At 45.0% G+C, this 16,137-nt stretch carries 17 protein-coding genes; 4 read left to right on the top strand and 13 right to left on the bottom strand.

Annotation, left to right across the window (positions count from 1 at the left end; genetic code table 11):
• Positions 1–10: 10 nt before the first annotated feature.
• The 13 genes from traM to EO132_RS06110 all read right to left on the bottom strand — a co-directional run bounded on the left by traM (position 11) and on the right by EO132_RS06110 (position 13,748).
• Positions 11–928: a conjugative transposon protein TraM gene (traM, locus tag EO132_RS06170; RefSeq protein WP_127137048.1), complete on the bottom strand. Its 918-nt coding sequence runs from the start codon at positions 926–928 to the stop codon at positions 11–13.
• Positions 909–1,535, bottom strand: a complete 627-nt coding sequence (locus tag EO132_RS06165) for a conjugal transfer protein TraK (protein ID WP_127137047.1) — start codon at positions 1,533–1,535, stop codon at positions 909–911. The genes traM and EO132_RS06165 overlap by 20 nt, the downstream gene beginning before the upstream one ends.
• Before the next feature lie 12 nt (positions 1,536–1,547).
• Entirely contained in the window at positions 1,548–2,387 is an 840-nt protein-coding gene (locus tag EO132_RS06160) for a hypothetical protein (RefSeq protein WP_127137046.1), read from the bottom strand.
• The gene (locus EO132_RS06155; protein WP_127137045.1) at positions 2,387–2,992 is read right to left on the bottom strand and encodes a conjugal transfer protein; all 606 of its coding nucleotides are present in this window, start codon (positions 2,990–2,992) and stop codon (positions 2,387–2,389) included. Before EO132_RS06155 ends, EO132_RS06160 begins: the two co-directional genes overlap by 1 nt.
• Positions 2,979–5,399 (bottom strand): TraG family conjugative transposon ATPase, encoded by a 2,421-nt coding sequence (locus EO132_RS06150; RefSeq protein ID WP_127137044.1) that lies wholly within the window; start codon positions 5,397–5,399, stop codon positions 2,979–2,981. Before EO132_RS06150 ends, EO132_RS06155 begins: the two co-directional genes overlap by 14 nt.
• Positions 5,392–5,670: a hypothetical protein gene (locus EO132_RS06145; RefSeq protein ID WP_127137043.1), complete on the bottom strand. Its 279-nt coding sequence runs from the start codon at positions 5,668–5,670 to the stop codon at positions 5,392–5,394. The genes EO132_RS06150 and EO132_RS06145 overlap by 8 nt, the downstream gene beginning before the upstream one ends.
• 1 nt (position 5,671) lies before the next feature.
• On the bottom strand, positions 5,672–5,959 hold the full coding sequence (locus EO132_RS06140; protein WP_127137042.1) for a hypothetical protein: 288 nt from the start codon (positions 5,957–5,959) through the stop codon (positions 5,672–5,674).
• Between the two features lie 601 nt (positions 5,960–6,560).
• Positions 6,561–7,223 carry an ATPase gene (locus EO132_RS06135; RefSeq protein WP_205780323.1) on the bottom strand — a complete coding sequence of 221 codons (663 nt, stop codon included), beginning with the start codon at positions 7,221–7,223 and terminating at the stop codon, positions 6,561–6,563.
• A gap of 535 nt (positions 7,224–7,758) precedes the next feature.
• Positions 7,759–8,037 carry a helix-turn-helix domain-containing protein gene (locus tag EO132_RS06130; protein ID WP_127137041.1) on the bottom strand — a complete coding sequence of 93 codons (279 nt, stop codon included), beginning with the start codon at positions 8,035–8,037 and terminating at the stop codon, positions 7,759–7,761.
• Between the two features lie 415 nt (positions 8,038–8,452).
• The gene (locus tag EO132_RS06125) at positions 8,453–9,271 is read right to left on the bottom strand and encodes an AraC family transcriptional regulator (protein WP_127137040.1); all 819 of its coding nucleotides are present in this window, start codon (positions 9,269–9,271) and stop codon (positions 8,453–8,455) included.
• Positions 9,272–9,298: 27 nt separating this feature from the next.
• Positions 9,299–10,297, bottom strand: coding sequence for an SDR family NAD(P)-dependent oxidoreductase (locus EO132_RS06120; RefSeq protein WP_127137039.1), 999 nt, complete (start codon positions 10,295–10,297; stop codon positions 9,299–9,301).
• 193 nt (positions 10,298–10,490) lie between these two features.
• A complete protein-coding gene (locus EO132_RS06115) occupies positions 10,491–11,330 on the bottom strand; it encodes an RteC domain-containing protein (RefSeq protein WP_127137038.1) in 840 nt (279 codons plus the stop codon).
• Between the two features lie 12 nt (positions 11,331–11,342).
• Positions 11,343–13,748 (bottom strand): aminotransferase class I/II-fold pyridoxal phosphate-dependent enzyme, encoded by a 2,406-nt coding sequence (locus EO132_RS06110; protein ID WP_127137037.1) that lies wholly within the window; start codon positions 13,746–13,748, stop codon positions 11,343–11,345.
• 197 nt (positions 13,749–13,945) lie between these two features.
• Between EO132_RS06110 and EO132_RS06105 the strand changes: the two genes are divergently transcribed.
• The 4 genes from EO132_RS06105 (at position 13,946) to EO132_RS06090 (ending at position 16,130) form a co-directional block, all read left to right on the top strand.
• Positions 13,946–14,332, top strand: coding sequence for a DUF7793 family protein (locus EO132_RS06105; protein ID WP_127137036.1), 387 nt, complete (start codon positions 13,946–13,948; stop codon positions 14,330–14,332).
• Between the two features lie 18 nt (positions 14,333–14,350).
• Positions 14,351–15,277 carry a helix-turn-helix domain-containing protein gene (locus tag EO132_RS06100; RefSeq protein WP_127137035.1) on the top strand — a complete coding sequence of 309 codons (927 nt, stop codon included), beginning with the start codon at positions 14,351–14,353 and terminating at the stop codon, positions 15,275–15,277.
• Between the two features lie 96 nt (positions 15,278–15,373).
• The gene (locus EO132_RS06095; protein WP_127137034.1) at positions 15,374–15,826 is read left to right on the top strand and encodes a MauE/DoxX family redox-associated membrane protein; all 453 of its coding nucleotides are present in this window, start codon (positions 15,374–15,376) and stop codon (positions 15,824–15,826) included.
• A 52-nt stretch (positions 15,827–15,878) separates the two neighbouring features.
• Complete coding sequence (locus EO132_RS06090; protein ID WP_127137033.1) at positions 15,879–16,130, top strand: DUF6520 family protein; 252 nt, start codon at positions 15,879–15,881, stop codon at positions 16,128–16,130.
• The last annotated feature ends 7 nt before the right edge of the window (positions 16,131–16,137 follow it).

Raw genomic sequence — 16,137 nt, 5'->3', positions numbered from 1 at the left:
GTTTTTTATGTTACTGTTTTGGTTTGAGCAGCAAGCGATGGCCATCCAGGACGGTCACTTTCTGCTTGCGCTGGCTGCGTTGGAATACGCTCTTTAGACCCCTGGCTTGGGGCAGACCCGCAATATTGATGTCCTGTACCATATCATCCACCACTTCTTGGGTGGCTTCCTCCCTAAGGGAGTTTTCCAGATAGAGCCCTGCAAGGCCATCCTGGAGGTCAAAGGCTTCCCATTGCAGGGGAGTATGGTCGATTTGGGTGATGTTCAAGAGGGTCCTATTGGGTCGGAAACGCACGGTACCGAACAAAGTGGTGTATTTTTGGAAATGATGGCCGCTGATCGAGGCGGCCTCCACCAATCGCAACCGGATGCGGCTATTTTTGCGCAAGACCTGTTCGCCGTCCACTTCGACCAAAATGCCATTATTGGTTTTTTGTTCCGGAACCTTGGGTCGGGAGGCAAAGAACAATTGCTGTTCCAAAGTCATTTCGGCAGCGGTTAAGGAGCTCTCCGGTAGGGGCTCTTTGATTGGGGTCGGTTCGGTTTGCGGATCCTTTGTCGGTGGTAGGTCCAAAGCTGGGGCGGGTTTTCGGTGCGGGGCCAAATTGCCCGTGTTATAGACACTATCGATGATACGTTGTTTCTCGTACTCCATATAATCGGGATTGAAATAACCCTTGTCATCGACCATATGGTCGGGATAGATTTGGGGAGCGGTGGTCTCGCGCTGTTCTTTGAGGGCGTCCAAGGCCTCCATCTTGGATTCATACACATTTTGGCTTTCCTCCAGATCGGGCATCGGGATGCGGTCCGGTTTGAGTTCGGTTTTCTTGTCCTTGCCAAAGGTGAGAACGGAGTAGGCCACGATAAAGAGCACCACGCACACCAGGATCAATACAAATACAATCTTATTCTTCTCTTGTTTCATGATCTTCTATTTTACGGAGGGAGTTTTCAAAAAAATCTGTGATCAACAACCCATGTGGGTTGTGGGGGAAATGACGCTCCACTATGATAAGTTTACCCGTAGTGATCAACTCATAGGTGTCGGTAACGACACCTCGGTTGATGCGGATCACTGTCCGGACCTGAAAGGCATAAGGTTCCTGGGCCATATCGATTTGGGAATCGATGCGTACCACTCGTTGGACCAGAGAGTATTGCAGCAAACGGTTGTAGAAGCCATCGGCCTTCTTTTGCCGATAGATGGCATCCACCGAGGCATTGCCCAACCACAGGGCCTTTTCCATGTTCTTTTCATAGCTGTTGGCCTCTACCCCATAGAACCAGCCGTGGAACTGTTCCAGATGGGCCAAAGCCTCCACTTCCAGGTTTTCCCGTTGGGAAGCCAGTTGAAGTGGGATGACGGCTCCTTCGGAACTGACCATAAAGGCCTTGTTCAGGCTTTCTTTGTGAACTATGACCACTAGGGTGACCGAGATGATGCAGACCAAACCGGTCATGAGGATCAGGCCCATGACCACAAATCGGTTCAGCCGTAAAACCTGTTGGATGTTTGTAAAAGGTGTTTTCATTTTGATGGGTGTTTATCCGGTGAACAGGCGCAACGTAAAACTCGTGGCCTTCCGGTATAGTTTGAATTTGAGCAAAACGATAAATCCAATGGAGCCCAGCTCAATGACCGGGGCAAAAAACTCACTGCCCCAATCCGTTCCGAACAGGCTGCCCCAAAAGTTGGTGTTGATCTCCGTATAGAGGTTGTTCACAAAGACATTGACCAAGAAAAAGGCCGGTACCAACATATAGACCCCGGCATAGAGCTTGAAATAGGTATAGGCCAGATTGCGGAACTTCTCGAATACGGCCAAACTGATGACCAAAGGGAAAAAGGCCTGCATGATCCCCAATAGGAAATACCGTTCGGCCAAGAACAGGGGATAGATGAAAATATCCAACAGCCATAGGATGACCCCTATGATAAAGGCCAACATCTTTAAACCGTACAAGGGAGTAACAAGGGCCTCATAGAGGATGGCCATGGCCTTTTTGGCGGCTTCCAAGGCACCCACGTCCCGTTCCAGGTCCACATCCTGGAGCTGTAGGGGGAGGAGTGCCGGAGCCGTGTCCCGGTACCGGGATTCAATGGCGACCAAAAAGCCGTCAAAGACTTCCAATACCTCTGTGGAAAAGATGACGATGAGCACAATGGCAAAGTTTTTGGCCAGTTCCGTGGGGGTAAGGCCCCAGGTGTGGCCATCCGTGGTTGCGATGCCCTCATTGTATTTTTTGAGGATGTTGATCAGAAAGAATAATACGGCCAAGGCCTTCATCCCCACAATGGTGTACTGTGAAAAATCGCTGTCCTTGATGGTCTGGAAGACCGCATCCACATATTCCAATCCGATACCTAAGAATATACCTGCCATTAGTAGTTCGTTTCGCGCTTATTGATAACATCTTGCATCTTGCGAAAGGAGATGATCTCCCGGTAACGCCTGGTCTTGCCCTCCAGTTCGGCCACCATTTCTTGGGACTGCTTTTTCTTTTCCATCAAAATGGTCGTGCGTTCCGCATCGGTCATCTTCAGGAAATCACTCGACAGGATCTGGTTGACAAAGTCCAGGTCATCGATGGCGGTATCCATGATCAACTGAAAGGAATGGGACACCTGTTCAACTTCCCCCGCTTTGATATAAGGGGAATTCAAGATGTCCCTCAAATCGTTTTGTACGGTCTGAAATAATATCTCATTGTTCTTGGTCAGCTCCTGTAGGGCCTTCAATTGCTTGATCGTATTGCTGACCTTGACAATGTTGTCCTTTTGTTCTTTTAGAAAAGCTACGGTCTTTAACAGTTCCGAAGTCTGTTTGGCGGATTCGACCAACGACTTGGTCAGACTTATAAAGTTCGTATTGTCATACACTGGCATCCCCTGGCAGGCAGCGCCTGCTGGCAGTAATAGGGTAGTGGTTAGGGCCAATAGTAAGATTAGGGCGTTTTTCCTGATGGACACATTCTTATTTGTTTTCATAAGAGTTCTTTTTGAGGTGAATAAATGCTTTGATGGCTTGCTCCATATCCTGGGTTTCTTCATAAAACTGCATGATCTCGGTGCTTTCGCTGCCATCGGTGAGATAGGCGGCATAGACTTCGGGAGGGACTTCCAGGCGAAAGATGTTGCTCTCCTTCCCGATCTTGATAAAGATCTCGGTATACTTCCGTTCCCCGGTCAGGTTGTTACGGATGGATTTGAGTTGGTTCAGGTCATGGCCGGAGAGGTTGAGCCGCTTCTGTAGTACATCATAACCTTTCTCGTTGCGAAGACTGTATATGATCTGGGTGTTCTCCAGTATACTGGCCGAAGTGGGATTCTGGGGCAGTTGGTTGATGGATTGCAGGATGATGCCAATGGCCCCGTTCTGTTTTCGGATGGCCTGGTAATAGAACTCCACACTTTCCAGGACGTTGGGGAACTTGAGCTGCTTGGCAAATTCATCAAATAGGATAATGCCCCGCTCTAAGCGGTTTCGCCAGACGGTCCGTTGAATCGCCGATTTAATGAGCTTGAGCATTACCGAGAGGATTTCCTTGTTGTCCCTGACCTCGTCCAGTTCAAAGATGATCAGGCGTTTGTCCTCAATGGTATAGGTCCGGTCGGCATCCGTATGGAACAGAAAGCTATAAAGACCGTCTTCCACATATTCAGAGAGGATATGTAAAAAGTCATAGGTACTGAAGTCCGCTTCCTTGATCTGTAGTTCTTGGATAAGCGTATCTTTTTGGTCGTCGACAAACTGGTAGAGCGAAGCTAAGGAGTGGTCTTGCCGAATGGTTTGGTAATAGAGGAGCAGGACTTTTTTGATGGCCACTTGTTGGGATTTGGAAGGATTGTTCGCTGCAAGGAGTTCCAAGAGAAATAGGGTAAGGTCCTCCAAAAGCTCTGGGGTCAGATCGGCTTCCTCAGAAACATAAAAGGGGTTAATGCCCAGATTCTTGCCCTGTTCGTAACGTAGGATGATATGCTGGTGGGGATAGAGTTTTGCAAATTTGGCATAGGAGCCTCCCAGATCGATAAGGACAAGGCGGACACCTTGCTCAAAATACTGCCGTAGAATATTGTTGGCCAAAAAAGACTTTCCTTCCCCAGTTGGGGCGAAAATGGCAAAGTTCCGGGCCTTGATACGTTTCTTTCGTTCGTCCCATACATCTTTCAGCACCGGGATGTTGTGTTGACGCTCATTGAAGATGATACCTGTGGCATCAGACCTATAGTTGGTGTTGTTGATAGACAGGCAGAGGGCATGCTTCAAATCTGTTACATACAGATCTTCATTGGAGAAATTGGAGGCATGGCAGGGATGGGAATTCAAAAAGTAATGCTTGCGTTCCTCCCCATTGGGATGGTAGGGCATAATGTCCAGTTCCTTGAGAACCGCCTTGATTTGGGAGGCTGTTCGTTTGACTTGTTCGGCTTCCGAATGCCAAAAAATGATATTGAGATGTCCCCGGGTGATGCGTGACGAATCATCATGGTTGATTTGGTCCAGGATATGTTGGACCTTTTTGAGGACCACCTTGTTCTGGGAACCGAAATTGGAGCTTTTGCCGAGCTCCTCCACTTTTTTGTCCAAGAGCTTGCGCCATTTGTTTTTGTCATCGAGATAGAGGATGTGGTTCACAATATGGTTCTGGTCAAGGTCCAATCCCAGCCCATCGATAAATCCTTGGTGAAAGCTAAAATCATCCGAAGTGAATTTTTCATGGGTCTTGCTGCTCTGGACAGGTCCTCCAAAACAAGCTTCATTGTTGACCGCCATCACATCAAAATAATGGTCACCGATCTCTATTTGTTCTTTATCCAATAATATATCGGTATCGAAATCTTGATTGAAGCCATTATAGTAGTTGTTCGAATGGGTGAGAATGTCTGCGGGCTCCATTGGGACCAATGAAACGCGTTGGCTGTTATTGATAAAGGAGACGGCATCACTGATCGCTGTGATGAACCCTGCCACCTGCACATCCAGTTTTCGGTGGAGGCCCTTTTCGGCCTTACGGAACGGGTTGACATATTTGGCGGCGTTGAGGGCCTTGTCCAAGGGCAGTACAAAGAACAGATTGCTTTGATGGCTTAAATGCTCTCGTCCCTTGAAGTAATTATGGGTGGCCTTTTCCAAAAAGGTCCGGTTGGGCAATTGTAGGGCATCATATCCCGCTTTTTGGTAAATGTCCTGTTTATGGATGACCGTATTTGTGGGCAAGGATTTGAAGGCTTGGAACCACATCCTGTGCAGTTCTTCAAAATCTTGTTCAGAAAGGGAATGGATCTCGGGAAGGACTGCCCCATAGCATAGCACGACATTGCCATTGTTGGCGAAGACCACATGGTTCTGGATGTCCAGGATAGGGTGATGTGATTGGAGGTTGATTTTACTCATATAAAAAAAGGCTTAGTTTTTTGTTGCTGATGGTGTGGGGGAAGATCTTTTGAACGGAAAGTAATTGAGGGTTTTTAACCCACTGGGCCAATGCCCCGAACAATAGGGCATTGAACAACAGCAGGGCTACGATGACACCAAAACTGAAGGAAAATAGGATGACCAACATGGAACCGATAACGGATACCATCATCAAGGCAAACAGGGAGATGGGGAGTCCCATGATCATGGCCCGCTTGCGGATATTTCGGTAGACCTCGTACTTTTTCATCTTACACCACGATTCCGATGAGATAGGTAAAGATGCCAACGACGGCCCCGGCAATAAGTACAAAGACCAATACCCGGGTAATGCCTTTCTTCAGGTCGGCGTTCTCGCCAAAGAAGTGGCCGGCATTGAACAGGAAGCCCACCAAAAAGATGACCCCCAATATGATGGGGAAGATGGTCCGGATGGTGTCGGAAATGTCATTGACGGAATCCTCAATGCCCCCGATCTGGGCCAAAATGGAACTGGAAACAAATAAGAATAGGATGGTGATGAACAGTGATTTTCGCATATCGTGAACGCTTTGGAATTAGACGATTATTGATATGTGAAAAGTACTGGAAATAACAGGTCAAAACACTGATTACCAGCATCTTGTTGATAACATATAAATTGGTGCAAAATGTGCCCATTTGCATACAAATGGCACCAATATGAAGTTGAAAACCCAGAAGACATGTTGATAACATGAAAATGAAGGTCTAACGAAAAGGCTCAAAACGTCAATTTGGACCACCACTGCTTGAAAGTTTGGGCGATATTTGTTTAGATTTCATATTGAAAAAGGGTTGGATATCGGAAATCCGTTTATTGATGGCATAAAACAAGTGGACCACGAATAACACCTTGAAACATGGTCTTTCCAAAATGGATTACATCCAAGGTAATGGATGGCTTAAGGGTAAAGGATTTTTTCATACCATGCCCAGGGCATGTTTATTTCTGCGGTGGTACAGTCATATCTTTCCGAAGATATTCCCCGTATGGTCGGAATCGCTCAAGTTCAATACCGCTTTCCCAGTTTCCGGGAAGAGCAGGAAGCAATGAAGGGGCTAACTTAAAAACCATTATTGATTGTGATGGATATCCCAATAACCTTGATGGTAAATGGTTCAAGATCTTTTATCCTTACTTTTTTTGTCAAAGGCCACCAAATTGAACATTTGCCGCATTCGCCTCCTCACCCTTTTCCCATAATATGCCTCCAGTTCACCGGCGTTCAAATTGGTGGTACAATGTGTACGAACCTTGGAACCAACAAACAATTCATACCTGGACAAAAGTATTTCACCCATCACATTACAGTCTTTCCCAAAATACCTTCCCATCGGTTCCACACCAATATCATCAAAGCAAAAATAGTCGCTGCTGCCATAGTCCTCAATGGTCTTAAAGCCGATATGGTTGAAACCAAACACGAGGTTTCGGCTTGGTATGACGGAATAGGGCCGCTGATAGGGAACCAGGAACCTCAATAGCCTTATCAGGCTTGTCTTACCGCAACCCACAGGGCCAGTAAGCATCAAGCCCTTGTTGGGGTCTAAGCCATGTTTTTTACAGCCCTGGTAATCCCGAACGATGTAATTGCACAATGCCGATAGAACATCATGATCATCTTCATGGATTTTGAATTTTTTCCCAAACATCAGCTTCCCTTTGGCCTCCAAGTATACAAGCATTTTTTGGAAATTGTAGGTGATCCGCGACCCTTTAAGTTCCCCTATGTGAAAGGCAAGGCCACCCTCGTCAATGATATGTGGATGATCCAATTTCATAACGGTTCCCCATAATCCTTTCCGGAAGCTGTTTGCAGGTTATCCTGGAATTGAACAGCTTTGGAAAGCTTGTACTTTCTTTGCATGGCTAACGGGATTTCATTTTTAAAATTTTCAGGTTCGCCATGGTTTTCTGTTTCTTTTAAGGATTGTTTATTATTACGTATCAAAACTTGTATGCCCCTTGTTCGATCTTTATCACAGTAGCTGTTCAGGGCCTATTCGGTACTTGTTCCAAAATTGAACATCTTGATTTTGCTCTCTTTGCTGGGATTATGGGAAGGTTGATCACAATGTGGCCCCAGTGGTCCAATTGTTTGATACAACGATCATACGTGGCGGTGGGACTGATCTTGGACAATTTCATTAGCGCTTCCCGATTGATGTGAAATTCAGATTTAAGATAACCCCTGTTCCAACAAAGGAACAAGGTTAGGTACATACTGACATGACTGGGGCTCATACGGCCATCCATTGATACCTGATCAAGGAATCCGTTCAAATTCCAGATATAGATTACATCCTTAAAATCAGATCAGAATATTGGATTCACCTTGTTGCGTTCCAATACCTCTATGATCTCGTTATGGTCATAGTACAGTACCCCACCTATCCGGGTATAGGGCAAGGTCCCGTTGATGCGAAGGTTCTGCAAGGTGCCCCGGGATATGTCCAGTAGTTCCCTGACCTCATTGGACCTGAGCCATTTCTTGCCCGATCTGCCATTGTTGTTCTCCAGTAGTTCTTTAATGTCCTCAAGAAGTTCAACTTTGAACTCCATAAGATGTTTTGTTGTGATAATGGTAGTCCCCATACATTTTGTGTTTTGAAAAAGGACCATCGCCTTGGGTTCATGCAATTTGATGGCCCTTCCATTGATTTGACTTTAAATGCAAAACTGAAGAAGGTTTTTGGAATAACTTCCCAAGGTGGGTACCAACTTGGGAAAGATTTTTGATCCATAAAATTTGGTCTCAATTGAAGTGATTTGTCACATTGCTTCCAATACTACGGTTGGATAAGGCGGAGAAAGGAACTAGAAACAGGTCCAAAACCAAAACTCCCAAGGTGGGTCCCACCTTGGGAGAATTTCTAGACCAAATAGATGTGTACAAAAAACAGTCGATTGACGGATTGTCCCAAGACTTCTTCACGGTCCCTTTATTGATATGGGCTCAATGGGAAAGCCAACAGAATGATAACTATCGATGCCATATGACACATGCTCCTCAATGGTTCGATTTTCCCAAAAGTTGGGATGGTGAAGCCCCGAATTGTTTTTTGAAGGCAAACGAAAAATGGGATAGGTTTTCAAAACCTGTTTCATAGCATATCTCCACAGGTCTTTTCCCTTTTTCCACCAACTCGTGGTATGCCAGTTCCAAGCGTTTACGGGTAAGCCATCGTTGCGGGGTAGTGTCGAAGGCCTTGCCAAAATCACGCTTAAAGGTGGTTAGGCTGCGTCCTGTCAAATAGCTGAATTTTTCCAAGGGGAGGTTGGACATAAAGTTCTTTTCCATGAAATGGACCAAATCTATTTTGCCCGGGGTTTCAAAATTGGCCAGGATCATATCCACGGAAGGGTCAATTGTCCTAAGGATACTGATGGCCTCATTGATCTTCAGGGATGCAATGTGCTGGGGAAAATCATTCTGGATATCAAAATAGGGTATGAGCGAAGCAAGGCAACTGTCCAGTAAAGGATGTTTGTGAAAGCGGATGACCTTTTGGGTGTTCATGGGTTTCGGGATTGAATCGCAGACCCTGTAAACCTCTTGGAGCCTATCGCTTGATAGGTGCATGGCAACGGCTTTATGGGGCAACCCATCCTTGGGATAGTTGATGATGGTCGCCAACAGGTACCGGGGAATCAAAAAGGTGTCCCCTGGACCGAACAACACCTTTTGGTCGGCCTGCACCATCTTTGTTTCCCCGGAGATCAACCATACGAGCAAATGGTTATCAAAGGCCGCTTCTGTTTTGAACAACTTTCCATGGTATTCGGACAGTTTGATTTCAGGGGTAATGTATGTCGCTTGATATTCCATTGGGTGTGTATGGTTTAAAGATAACCACTATCGCTCAATTGGAAATGGCCTCCCGATCATTTCCTCACTCCATTCCCACAATCTCTTTGCGCTATCGGGGTCCAGTGAATAGGGTTTTACACCTCCAATCATGGACACATCGGATACCAAAGGGGCCACATCCACATCTTCACAGTATACCCCACCCATATCATTGAGCAAGGGACTCGTGGCACACCAGACCGTGGTTGCAGCACCTTGGGGTATGGATTTCAGGGAGGAGGCCACCTCCGGGAGAATGTTTCCTTCCGCATCACAATAGCCCAACTTTTGGAATAGCTCCAGGGGGGCTTCCCTTGAGAGTTCGGTCCCTCCGACCGCACCTGGACAGAGCGCATAGCTCCTCACACCGAATGCCTTTGCTCGCTTGTCCAATTCCATGGAGAAGAGGTTCACAGCCGTCTTGGACTGTCCATAGCCCTTCAAGGTCTCATACTCCCTATTGAGAAAATTGGGGTCGTCAAAATCAAAATCAGAGAATTGGTGCCCACTGGAAGAAACATGTACGACCCTGGCCCCTTTGGTCTTTTTCAGTGCCGGCCAAAGTGTGGCCGTCAACTGGAAATGGGCCAGGTGATTTGTTGCCAGTTGGGATTCGATTCCACGGGCGTCCCTACGTAAAGGCACCCACATGATCCCGGCATTGTTGATCAGTAGGTGCAGGGGGCTTCCCGAATCCAAGAAGGTTTGGGCAAATGTGTCCATCGACAACGGGTCCATCAGATCCATGGCCCTGATTTCCACATGGGCAATGCCCTGGAGGTTCTTTCTGGCCTTTTCCATATCCCTTGCCGGTACAATGACTTTGGCACCCGCATCGGTCAAAGTTTTTACCGTTTCAAGTCCAATGCCGGTATTTCCTCCTGTAACAATAGCGGTCTTTCCACTTAGGTCAATGCCTTTGATTACCTCACAGGTAGTTGATTTTGCATTAAAGCCCGATTCAATGGGCTTTTGTAAGGCACCGTGATAATTGTTTTGTTCCATACGTAATGTTTAAATTGTTTAATGGAGCAAAACTATGGCGGATGTTTTGATGGAACTTTGTTCAAACGTCCCAATAAACTTTGTTCAAAAGGCCGTGTTTTAAACGGTCACCCTCTTGTGCATGAAGTACTGATGGTATTTAGGCTGTTGGATTGGTGTAGGCGATGGTCAGGGCAGATAAAAGGATGCTCCATTATTCGTCCAAACTTTCCATTCGTTGGTGGAGCAGTTCAATGAGCTTTTCCAAAAAACGGGTCCTACTTGTCTTTCGTGACCGTATCTCTATAAATGTATGATAGTAGTTGCCAAGATCAATATTGTAAAAGTGTTCAAAATGGGAGGCCATTTCCTTGATGTCCACGGTGCCACCATTGATGGATTCACTGGCATGCAATGCATATAATAGTTCAATCAAGTCGGTCTTGCTTCCTGTCCAGAATAATTTCGAGGGTTTTTCCATAAGTGTGTTCTTTTGGGGTTCTAAATTGTTTTGTATATCCTCCACCTGCTTTCTGAGGTATACAATGAGCATATCATAGGCCATGATCGTGGCCACGGTCCCATCCTGACAGGTGGAGAATTGGTCATCTATCAAAAAATGAAAGGATTCCAAGGGAAGTCGTAGATCACGGTTGCCCCTCACAAAATATTGCTCATCCAAGGACATCGCACCGCGGCGGTAGTAGTTATAGAATTCCAGATTGTCATTGAAAAATGTCTGTAATTTATCGATTTGGTGTTGCAGGTATTTGATTTGGGCGGCATTGTTCCCCCTTGGACGCTTACTTTCGATATTGAAGAGTTTGATATAATAGATCAGCTTGCTGAAAATCTGCGGTTTTACATGCTTGAAAAAGTATATCTCATCGGATTGTGTGGCGAAGGTTTTTCCTGTGATTTGTTTTTGGAGCTTGCGAATGCACTTTTCAACGAGCACAATCCCTTTTTCGGCCTTGAACAAAACATCTCCGTTTCCACTTTCCAAGGTATCCAATTGACCTTCAAATTCAGATAATAGCTTTTGGTATTTCATGACAACTGGCTATCACTTCTGTCCTTCCATGACCCCGATCATTTCCAAAATGAAATTATCATTGGTCTGGAGATAGGCATATTTTTCATGCACCTTGGCTCCCAGTTTTCTTTTTTCAAAGGAAGCGGTCATCCCAAAATCGATTTTGGGGATTTTGATGGCTAGTGTCCGTTCAATGGTTCGATATAGCAATTGACGATAGGTCGAATAGGTTTCCAATAGATTGTAATCCATGCCTACAAATGCAGGAACATAGACATCTCTCTGATTGGAATAACAGAACATCACCCCGAGAATGGTATTGGGTTGCCCTTTTGGGTTAAGAACGATAAATTCCCAAAGGTCATTCTGATTCATTCGTTCAAACAGCTTGTCCGGAAATGAAAAGGTGTTGAGGCCATGATTCTGCTTTTGTACCTCGCTAAAAAGGCGTTTGAACCCCTGAATTTGGGCAGTATTCGCTTTCGATATAATATCGAATTGTGTCAATTCCAAAAAGGGTTGGATGTCCTTCCGAAAATGCCTTCTGTTTCTGGATGATAATTGTTCGATATACCCAGTCATTGAATCGACCTCTTTGAGGTCAACGGTGCAGGAGTTGGGCATCTGCACCCGAAAAAACCCATGACCGTAAAGTGTGTCATTCCAGGGGGTGTTTGCTCCAAAGTCGCGTAAGACGGTCATTTTTGCCCCTAACTGGTGTTCCATTTTTTCAAGGAGTTCCAATAGTCCATCCCTAGCTTCTTTACTGGAATGATGTGATTCGTCCCAATAAAGATGGTTGCCTTCGGTAAACAAGCAGCCTAACGACAGTACAAAAGATGACAAATGATAAGGATTCTCTTTTCGCTCTTGTTCAATGGCAGATGATATGGATGCTTGGGCGAGCATGTCATCCTTCCATAGGGAAAGGGTCACAAAGGTCATCAATATCGGAATACCGTTGGAGTCCTTAATAATCACATATCGGAACAACCAGTTGTGTTCTTTTTGTGTGTTTTCATGAAAAACCTCCTCCAAAAATTGCAGTCCTTCCCAATCGTAGACGCCTTGTCCTCCCATATATCGGTTCCATTGTTTTTTATCGACCTGATCGATGGTATTTAGAATTTCTATGTTGAGTTTGGAGGAGAGCTGTGGTTTGCTTTTGGATTTATGCTCCAATTTAAAGGCATGAAAGACCCTTTCTGAATTCGTTTGGGTGTCTTCCAACGCAAGAGGGAAATGATATTCCATGGCTTCTACCAATCCTTTGATCTCTTCCTTTTGGTTATGTCTGGAGATGGTAATCCGTACCCCGGTGTTTTTTACTGGTACTGCAGGAAAAATGCCCAGATTGACGTAGAAACCCTCACGCATCAATCGGTTCACAAAATTATAACCCGTCTTGGGCATTCCCGTCCCGATGTAAAATACAGGTGATTTGTTCTGATCTATCAATGGTAGATCGGTAGGGGACAGGCATGTATTGAAGTAGTTGATGCGTTCCCTTAATTCTTGCTGAAGATCGTAGATTTCGGGAGAAAGGTGGATTTGTGCCGAGGCCATAGCTGCGGCTACTGAAGCTGGTTCCAATTGGGCCGAAAAGGTCAAAGGCCCCCCGAAGGTCTTGATTTTATCGTATAGTTCTGGGTTGGAACAGGCCAGTACGGCACCACTAGCTCCAAAGGTTTTGCTCAGCGTACCAAAAAGGAGTACATTTTCCGGTAATTCCCCCAACTGATCCAGCACATAGCCCGTACCATTTTTCCCGACCCAGCTCATCCCGTGCACATCATCAAAATAAAAATGGAGTTGTGGGTATTTTTTGGATAGTGCCATCAGTTCCTTGACAGGGGCGTAGTCCCCGTACATGGAATAGATGCCATCGGCCATATACCAAATACGCCTTTTGGAATGTTGGTACTTCTTGATCTTGTCCTCCAGCATCTCCAAATTATTGTGGCGTATCATTTCGATGGGAACACTTCTTGTTTTGAGCATTTTTGCGGCATTCTGTACGCTCCAATGCACCTGATGGTCCAAAATGATCACATCATTATCATCCACGGCACTGGGAATGACGCCCAAATGTCCCAGGGTACTGTTCTTGGTTATGACTATCGGCTGACCGTACAACTCCTGAATGCAATCCTCAAGTTCCTTGTAAAGCGGATTGGAGATATAGGACTTCGAGAGGGGAAATTGGGTGCCGTATTTTTCTATGGCATTTATCGCGGCCTCCTTTAACCGGGAGTCCTGTTCCAAGCCCAAATAGCCTGTGGTGCCGAAATGGTACAGTTCCCTGCCGTCGACTTCTATGGTCCTTCCAGAGAAAGAGCTTCCCCCGGCGTAAAGGTGCAATACCCCAGCCTGTTTTGCATCGGTGAATACTTCATGTACGGTGTTCAAAAAATTGTGGTGTTTGATCTTGGCCATTTTATTTGATTTAATTTGTGATAAAAAGAAACGGATTTTGTCAGCTAATAAATTATATATAGATGATTAAATCCTTTTCAGATAACAGATACTCCCTTTCAGATAACAGAAATCCTTTTATTAAGGTCAATAACTCCCCTGTGGACAATTCAATTGGACTAATTTTGTAAATTGATCTTGCTAACCAGTTTTACAGAATGAAGAAATCACATGAAAATAACTATGCCATATATCTATTGACCGATGATTTGTTACATATCATTTATAAGAAAGTGCCTTGTATCAATCTTAAGGCGGCACAACTAATTGTCAAGGATCGGATGGAACTACAAGAAGGAAAGCCAATGCCCGTGCTTTGCGATATACGGGAGGTAAGGAATATAGACAAGGCCGCCAGGGACTATTTGGCTTTGGATGGTTCCCTTTGGGTCGAGAAACTGGCTTTTTTAATCGATCCGCCGGTTACGGACATGATCAGCTCCATTTATCTGGACACCCATGCCCAAAAGGTACCTACACAATCCTTTACCAATAAACCGGAAGCCATGGACTATTTGGGTGTGAAAGAAAAAGATAATAACTGATCAATAAAATGAAAGCAAATGCCGAACAGTGATGACTTTAGGGTAAAACGAATACAAAAAATGCTCTTGGAGATGGCCAAGGGCAATTTCTTCTATACCATTGAACCATCGGATAAGAATGATAATATTGCTTCATTGGTGGTCATGCTGAACATGGTCAATGAGGAAATAGGGGCGGCCTTTATCCATCAGGGCTTTGCCAATGCGCATAATACCCCACAGTGTGTCGTCCAACTGTCCTTTATCCTAGATGGGAACGGTCAAATTGAATTGCTTACCAACGGAACCTGCTCCTTAATGTCCTATCTCCCCAAAGACCTTATCGGAAAACATATCACTGCATTTATGACTGAAAAGTCCGTGGAAAGATGGACCAAGAAGATGACCAAATATTTGAAAAGGGAGCGGTCTGAAACGGTATTGTTCCTGGAATTCGTTACGAATGATGGTCTTCTTTTGGCCAAGGATTGTCAAATCTCGGTCTACCAAGCCTTGGACGGCAGCGGTCAGAAAATTCATTTAAACTCCGTCTTCTTTTCCAAAGGGGAGCCTTTTGAAACAAGCCTTCCCAAAAAGAAACTCAAAGTGACCAAAGGCATTAAGGAGCACAAGGTCACTTTGACCCCTGATGATATCCAAATCATCCGGGATGTCCATGATATGATTACCAACAATCTGGACAAGGATCTCCCCACTCTGAAGGATCTTGCACGTCAGAAAGGCACCAATGAGTACAAACTGAAATATGGCTTCAAACAAATTTATGGTACGACCATTTTTAGATTTCTGATCAGGGAACGTCTCAGAATGGCTAAGACCCTGATCCAGCACAGCACCTTAACGATAAAGCAAATCATCCAAATGACCGGTTTTAAGAGCAAGACCCATTTTTCAAGGGCATTCAAGGAAAAATATGGAATGTCTCCCTCTGATTTAAGGGCATAAAATCCTTAAAATCATGCAATTAATCCGTTTCAGATAACAATTGCTCCCTTAGAGATAAATCAGACTCCCGAACTTTGTCATATCAAATCAAAAGATATGTCGTACAAAGGAATCTACCCTAAACTTATTACGCTGTTCAGCCTTTTGCTGACCATTCTTTTTGTTTATACAGCGGTGAGCAAACTGATGCACTTGGACATCTTTGAAATGCGGTTGGAACGGATGCCCTATATATCCCCCTATGCTTCTTTGATCTCATGGGTCGTGCCTTTTCTGGAATTGGTCATTGCTGGTCTATTGTGGTTTCGTAGATATCAAATCATAGCATTTTACGCCAGTTTTATTCTTTTGGGGGTATTCACCATCTATATCATTATAGTTCTTAGGTACAGCGAATCCATCCCCTGTTCCTGTGGCGGGGTCATATCGGCCTTGGGATGGAAGGACCATATCCTATTGAATATCTCTTTTATGTTCCTTGCCTTATTGGGAATCCTTTGGTCCAAGAAACAATATAATATGCAAACACATCAAAATACTGTGCAGTAGGGGATGCCGAAAACCTAGAAAAGAGTAGGCATTAACTTTTATACTTAGTATTATGAAATCTAATTTTTTAAAACTTGTTTTACCGGCCTTTGCCATTTTGTTGGCGGTCGGCTTGGCATTTGCCACAGAGGCTCCATCAGCTGATGCTGATAGAGTGGCCTATTACAAACCGCTCAACGAGCCTTGGCAAACTATCATGGTTGAGGAAGCCTGTTTTCAAGGGGGCAATGAAAATTGTGAATACTTGGGTTACCAGTTGTATGAATCTGATGATATCACAAGTACGCAATTAAGCAAGCCTTAGAACTTGA

Source organism: Flagellimonas oceanensis (assembly GCF_003992595.1).
Lineage (GTDB): Bacteria > Bacteroidota > Bacteroidia > Flavobacteriales > Flavobacteriaceae > Flagellimonas > Flagellimonas oceanensis.
The sequence above is the reverse complement of the archived record's forward strand: the minus strand, read 5'-3'. Positions and strand labels throughout refer to the sequence as shown.

Coding starts and splice junctions, on each gene's coding strand:
- traM (WP_127137048.1), bottom strand. CDS start 928: ATGAAACAAGAGAAGAATAAGATTGTATTTGTATTGATCCTGGTGTGC.
- EO132_RS06165 (WP_127137047.1), bottom strand. CDS start 1,535: ATGAAAACACCTTTTACAAACATCCAACAGGTTTTACGGCTGAACCGA.
- EO132_RS06160 (WP_127137046.1), bottom strand. CDS start 2,387: ATGGCAGGTATATTCTTAGGTATCGGATTGGAATATGTGGATGCGGTC.
- EO132_RS06155 (WP_127137045.1), bottom strand. CDS start 2,992: ATGAAAACAAATAAGAATGTGTCCATCAGGAAAAACGCCCTAATCTTA.
- EO132_RS06150 (WP_127137044.1), bottom strand. CDS start 5,399: ATGAGTAAAATCAACCTCCAATCACATCACCCTATCCTGGACATCCAG.
- EO132_RS06145 (WP_127137043.1), bottom strand. CDS start 5,670: ATGAAAAAGTACGAGGTCTACCGAAATATCCGCAAGCGGGCCATGATC.
- EO132_RS06140 (WP_127137042.1), bottom strand. CDS start 5,959: ATGCGAAAATCACTGTTCATCACCATCCTATTCTTATTTGTTTCCAGT.
- EO132_RS06135 (WP_205780323.1), bottom strand. CDS start 7,223: ATGAAATTGGATCATCCACATATCATTGACGAGGGTGGCCTTGCCTTT.
- EO132_RS06130 (WP_127137041.1), bottom strand. CDS start 8,037: ATGGGGACTACCATTATCACAACAAAACATCTTATGGAGTTCAAAGTT.
- EO132_RS06125 (WP_127137040.1), bottom strand. CDS start 9,271: ATGGAATATCAAGCGACATACATTACCCCTGAAATCAAACTGTCCGAA.
- EO132_RS06120 (WP_127137039.1), bottom strand. CDS start 10,297: ATGGAACAAAACAATTATCACGGTGCCTTACAAAAGCCCATTGAATCG.
- EO132_RS06115 (WP_127137038.1), bottom strand. CDS start 11,330: ATGAAATACCAAAAGCTATTATCTGAATTTGAAGGTCAATTGGATACC.
- EO132_RS06110 (WP_127137037.1), bottom strand. CDS start 13,748: ATGGCCAAGATCAAACACCACAATTTTTTGAACACCGTACATGAAGTA.
- EO132_RS06105 (WP_127137036.1), top strand. CDS start 13,946: ATGAAGAAATCACATGAAAATAACTATGCCATATATCTATTGACCGAT.
- EO132_RS06100 (WP_127137035.1), top strand. CDS start 14,351: ATGCCGAACAGTGATGACTTTAGGGTAAAACGAATACAAAAAATGCTC.
- EO132_RS06095 (WP_127137034.1), top strand. CDS start 15,374: ATGTCGTACAAAGGAATCTACCCTAAACTTATTACGCTGTTCAGCCTT.
- EO132_RS06090 (WP_127137033.1), top strand. CDS start 15,879: ATGAAATCTAATTTTTTAAAACTTGTTTTACCGGCCTTTGCCATTTTG.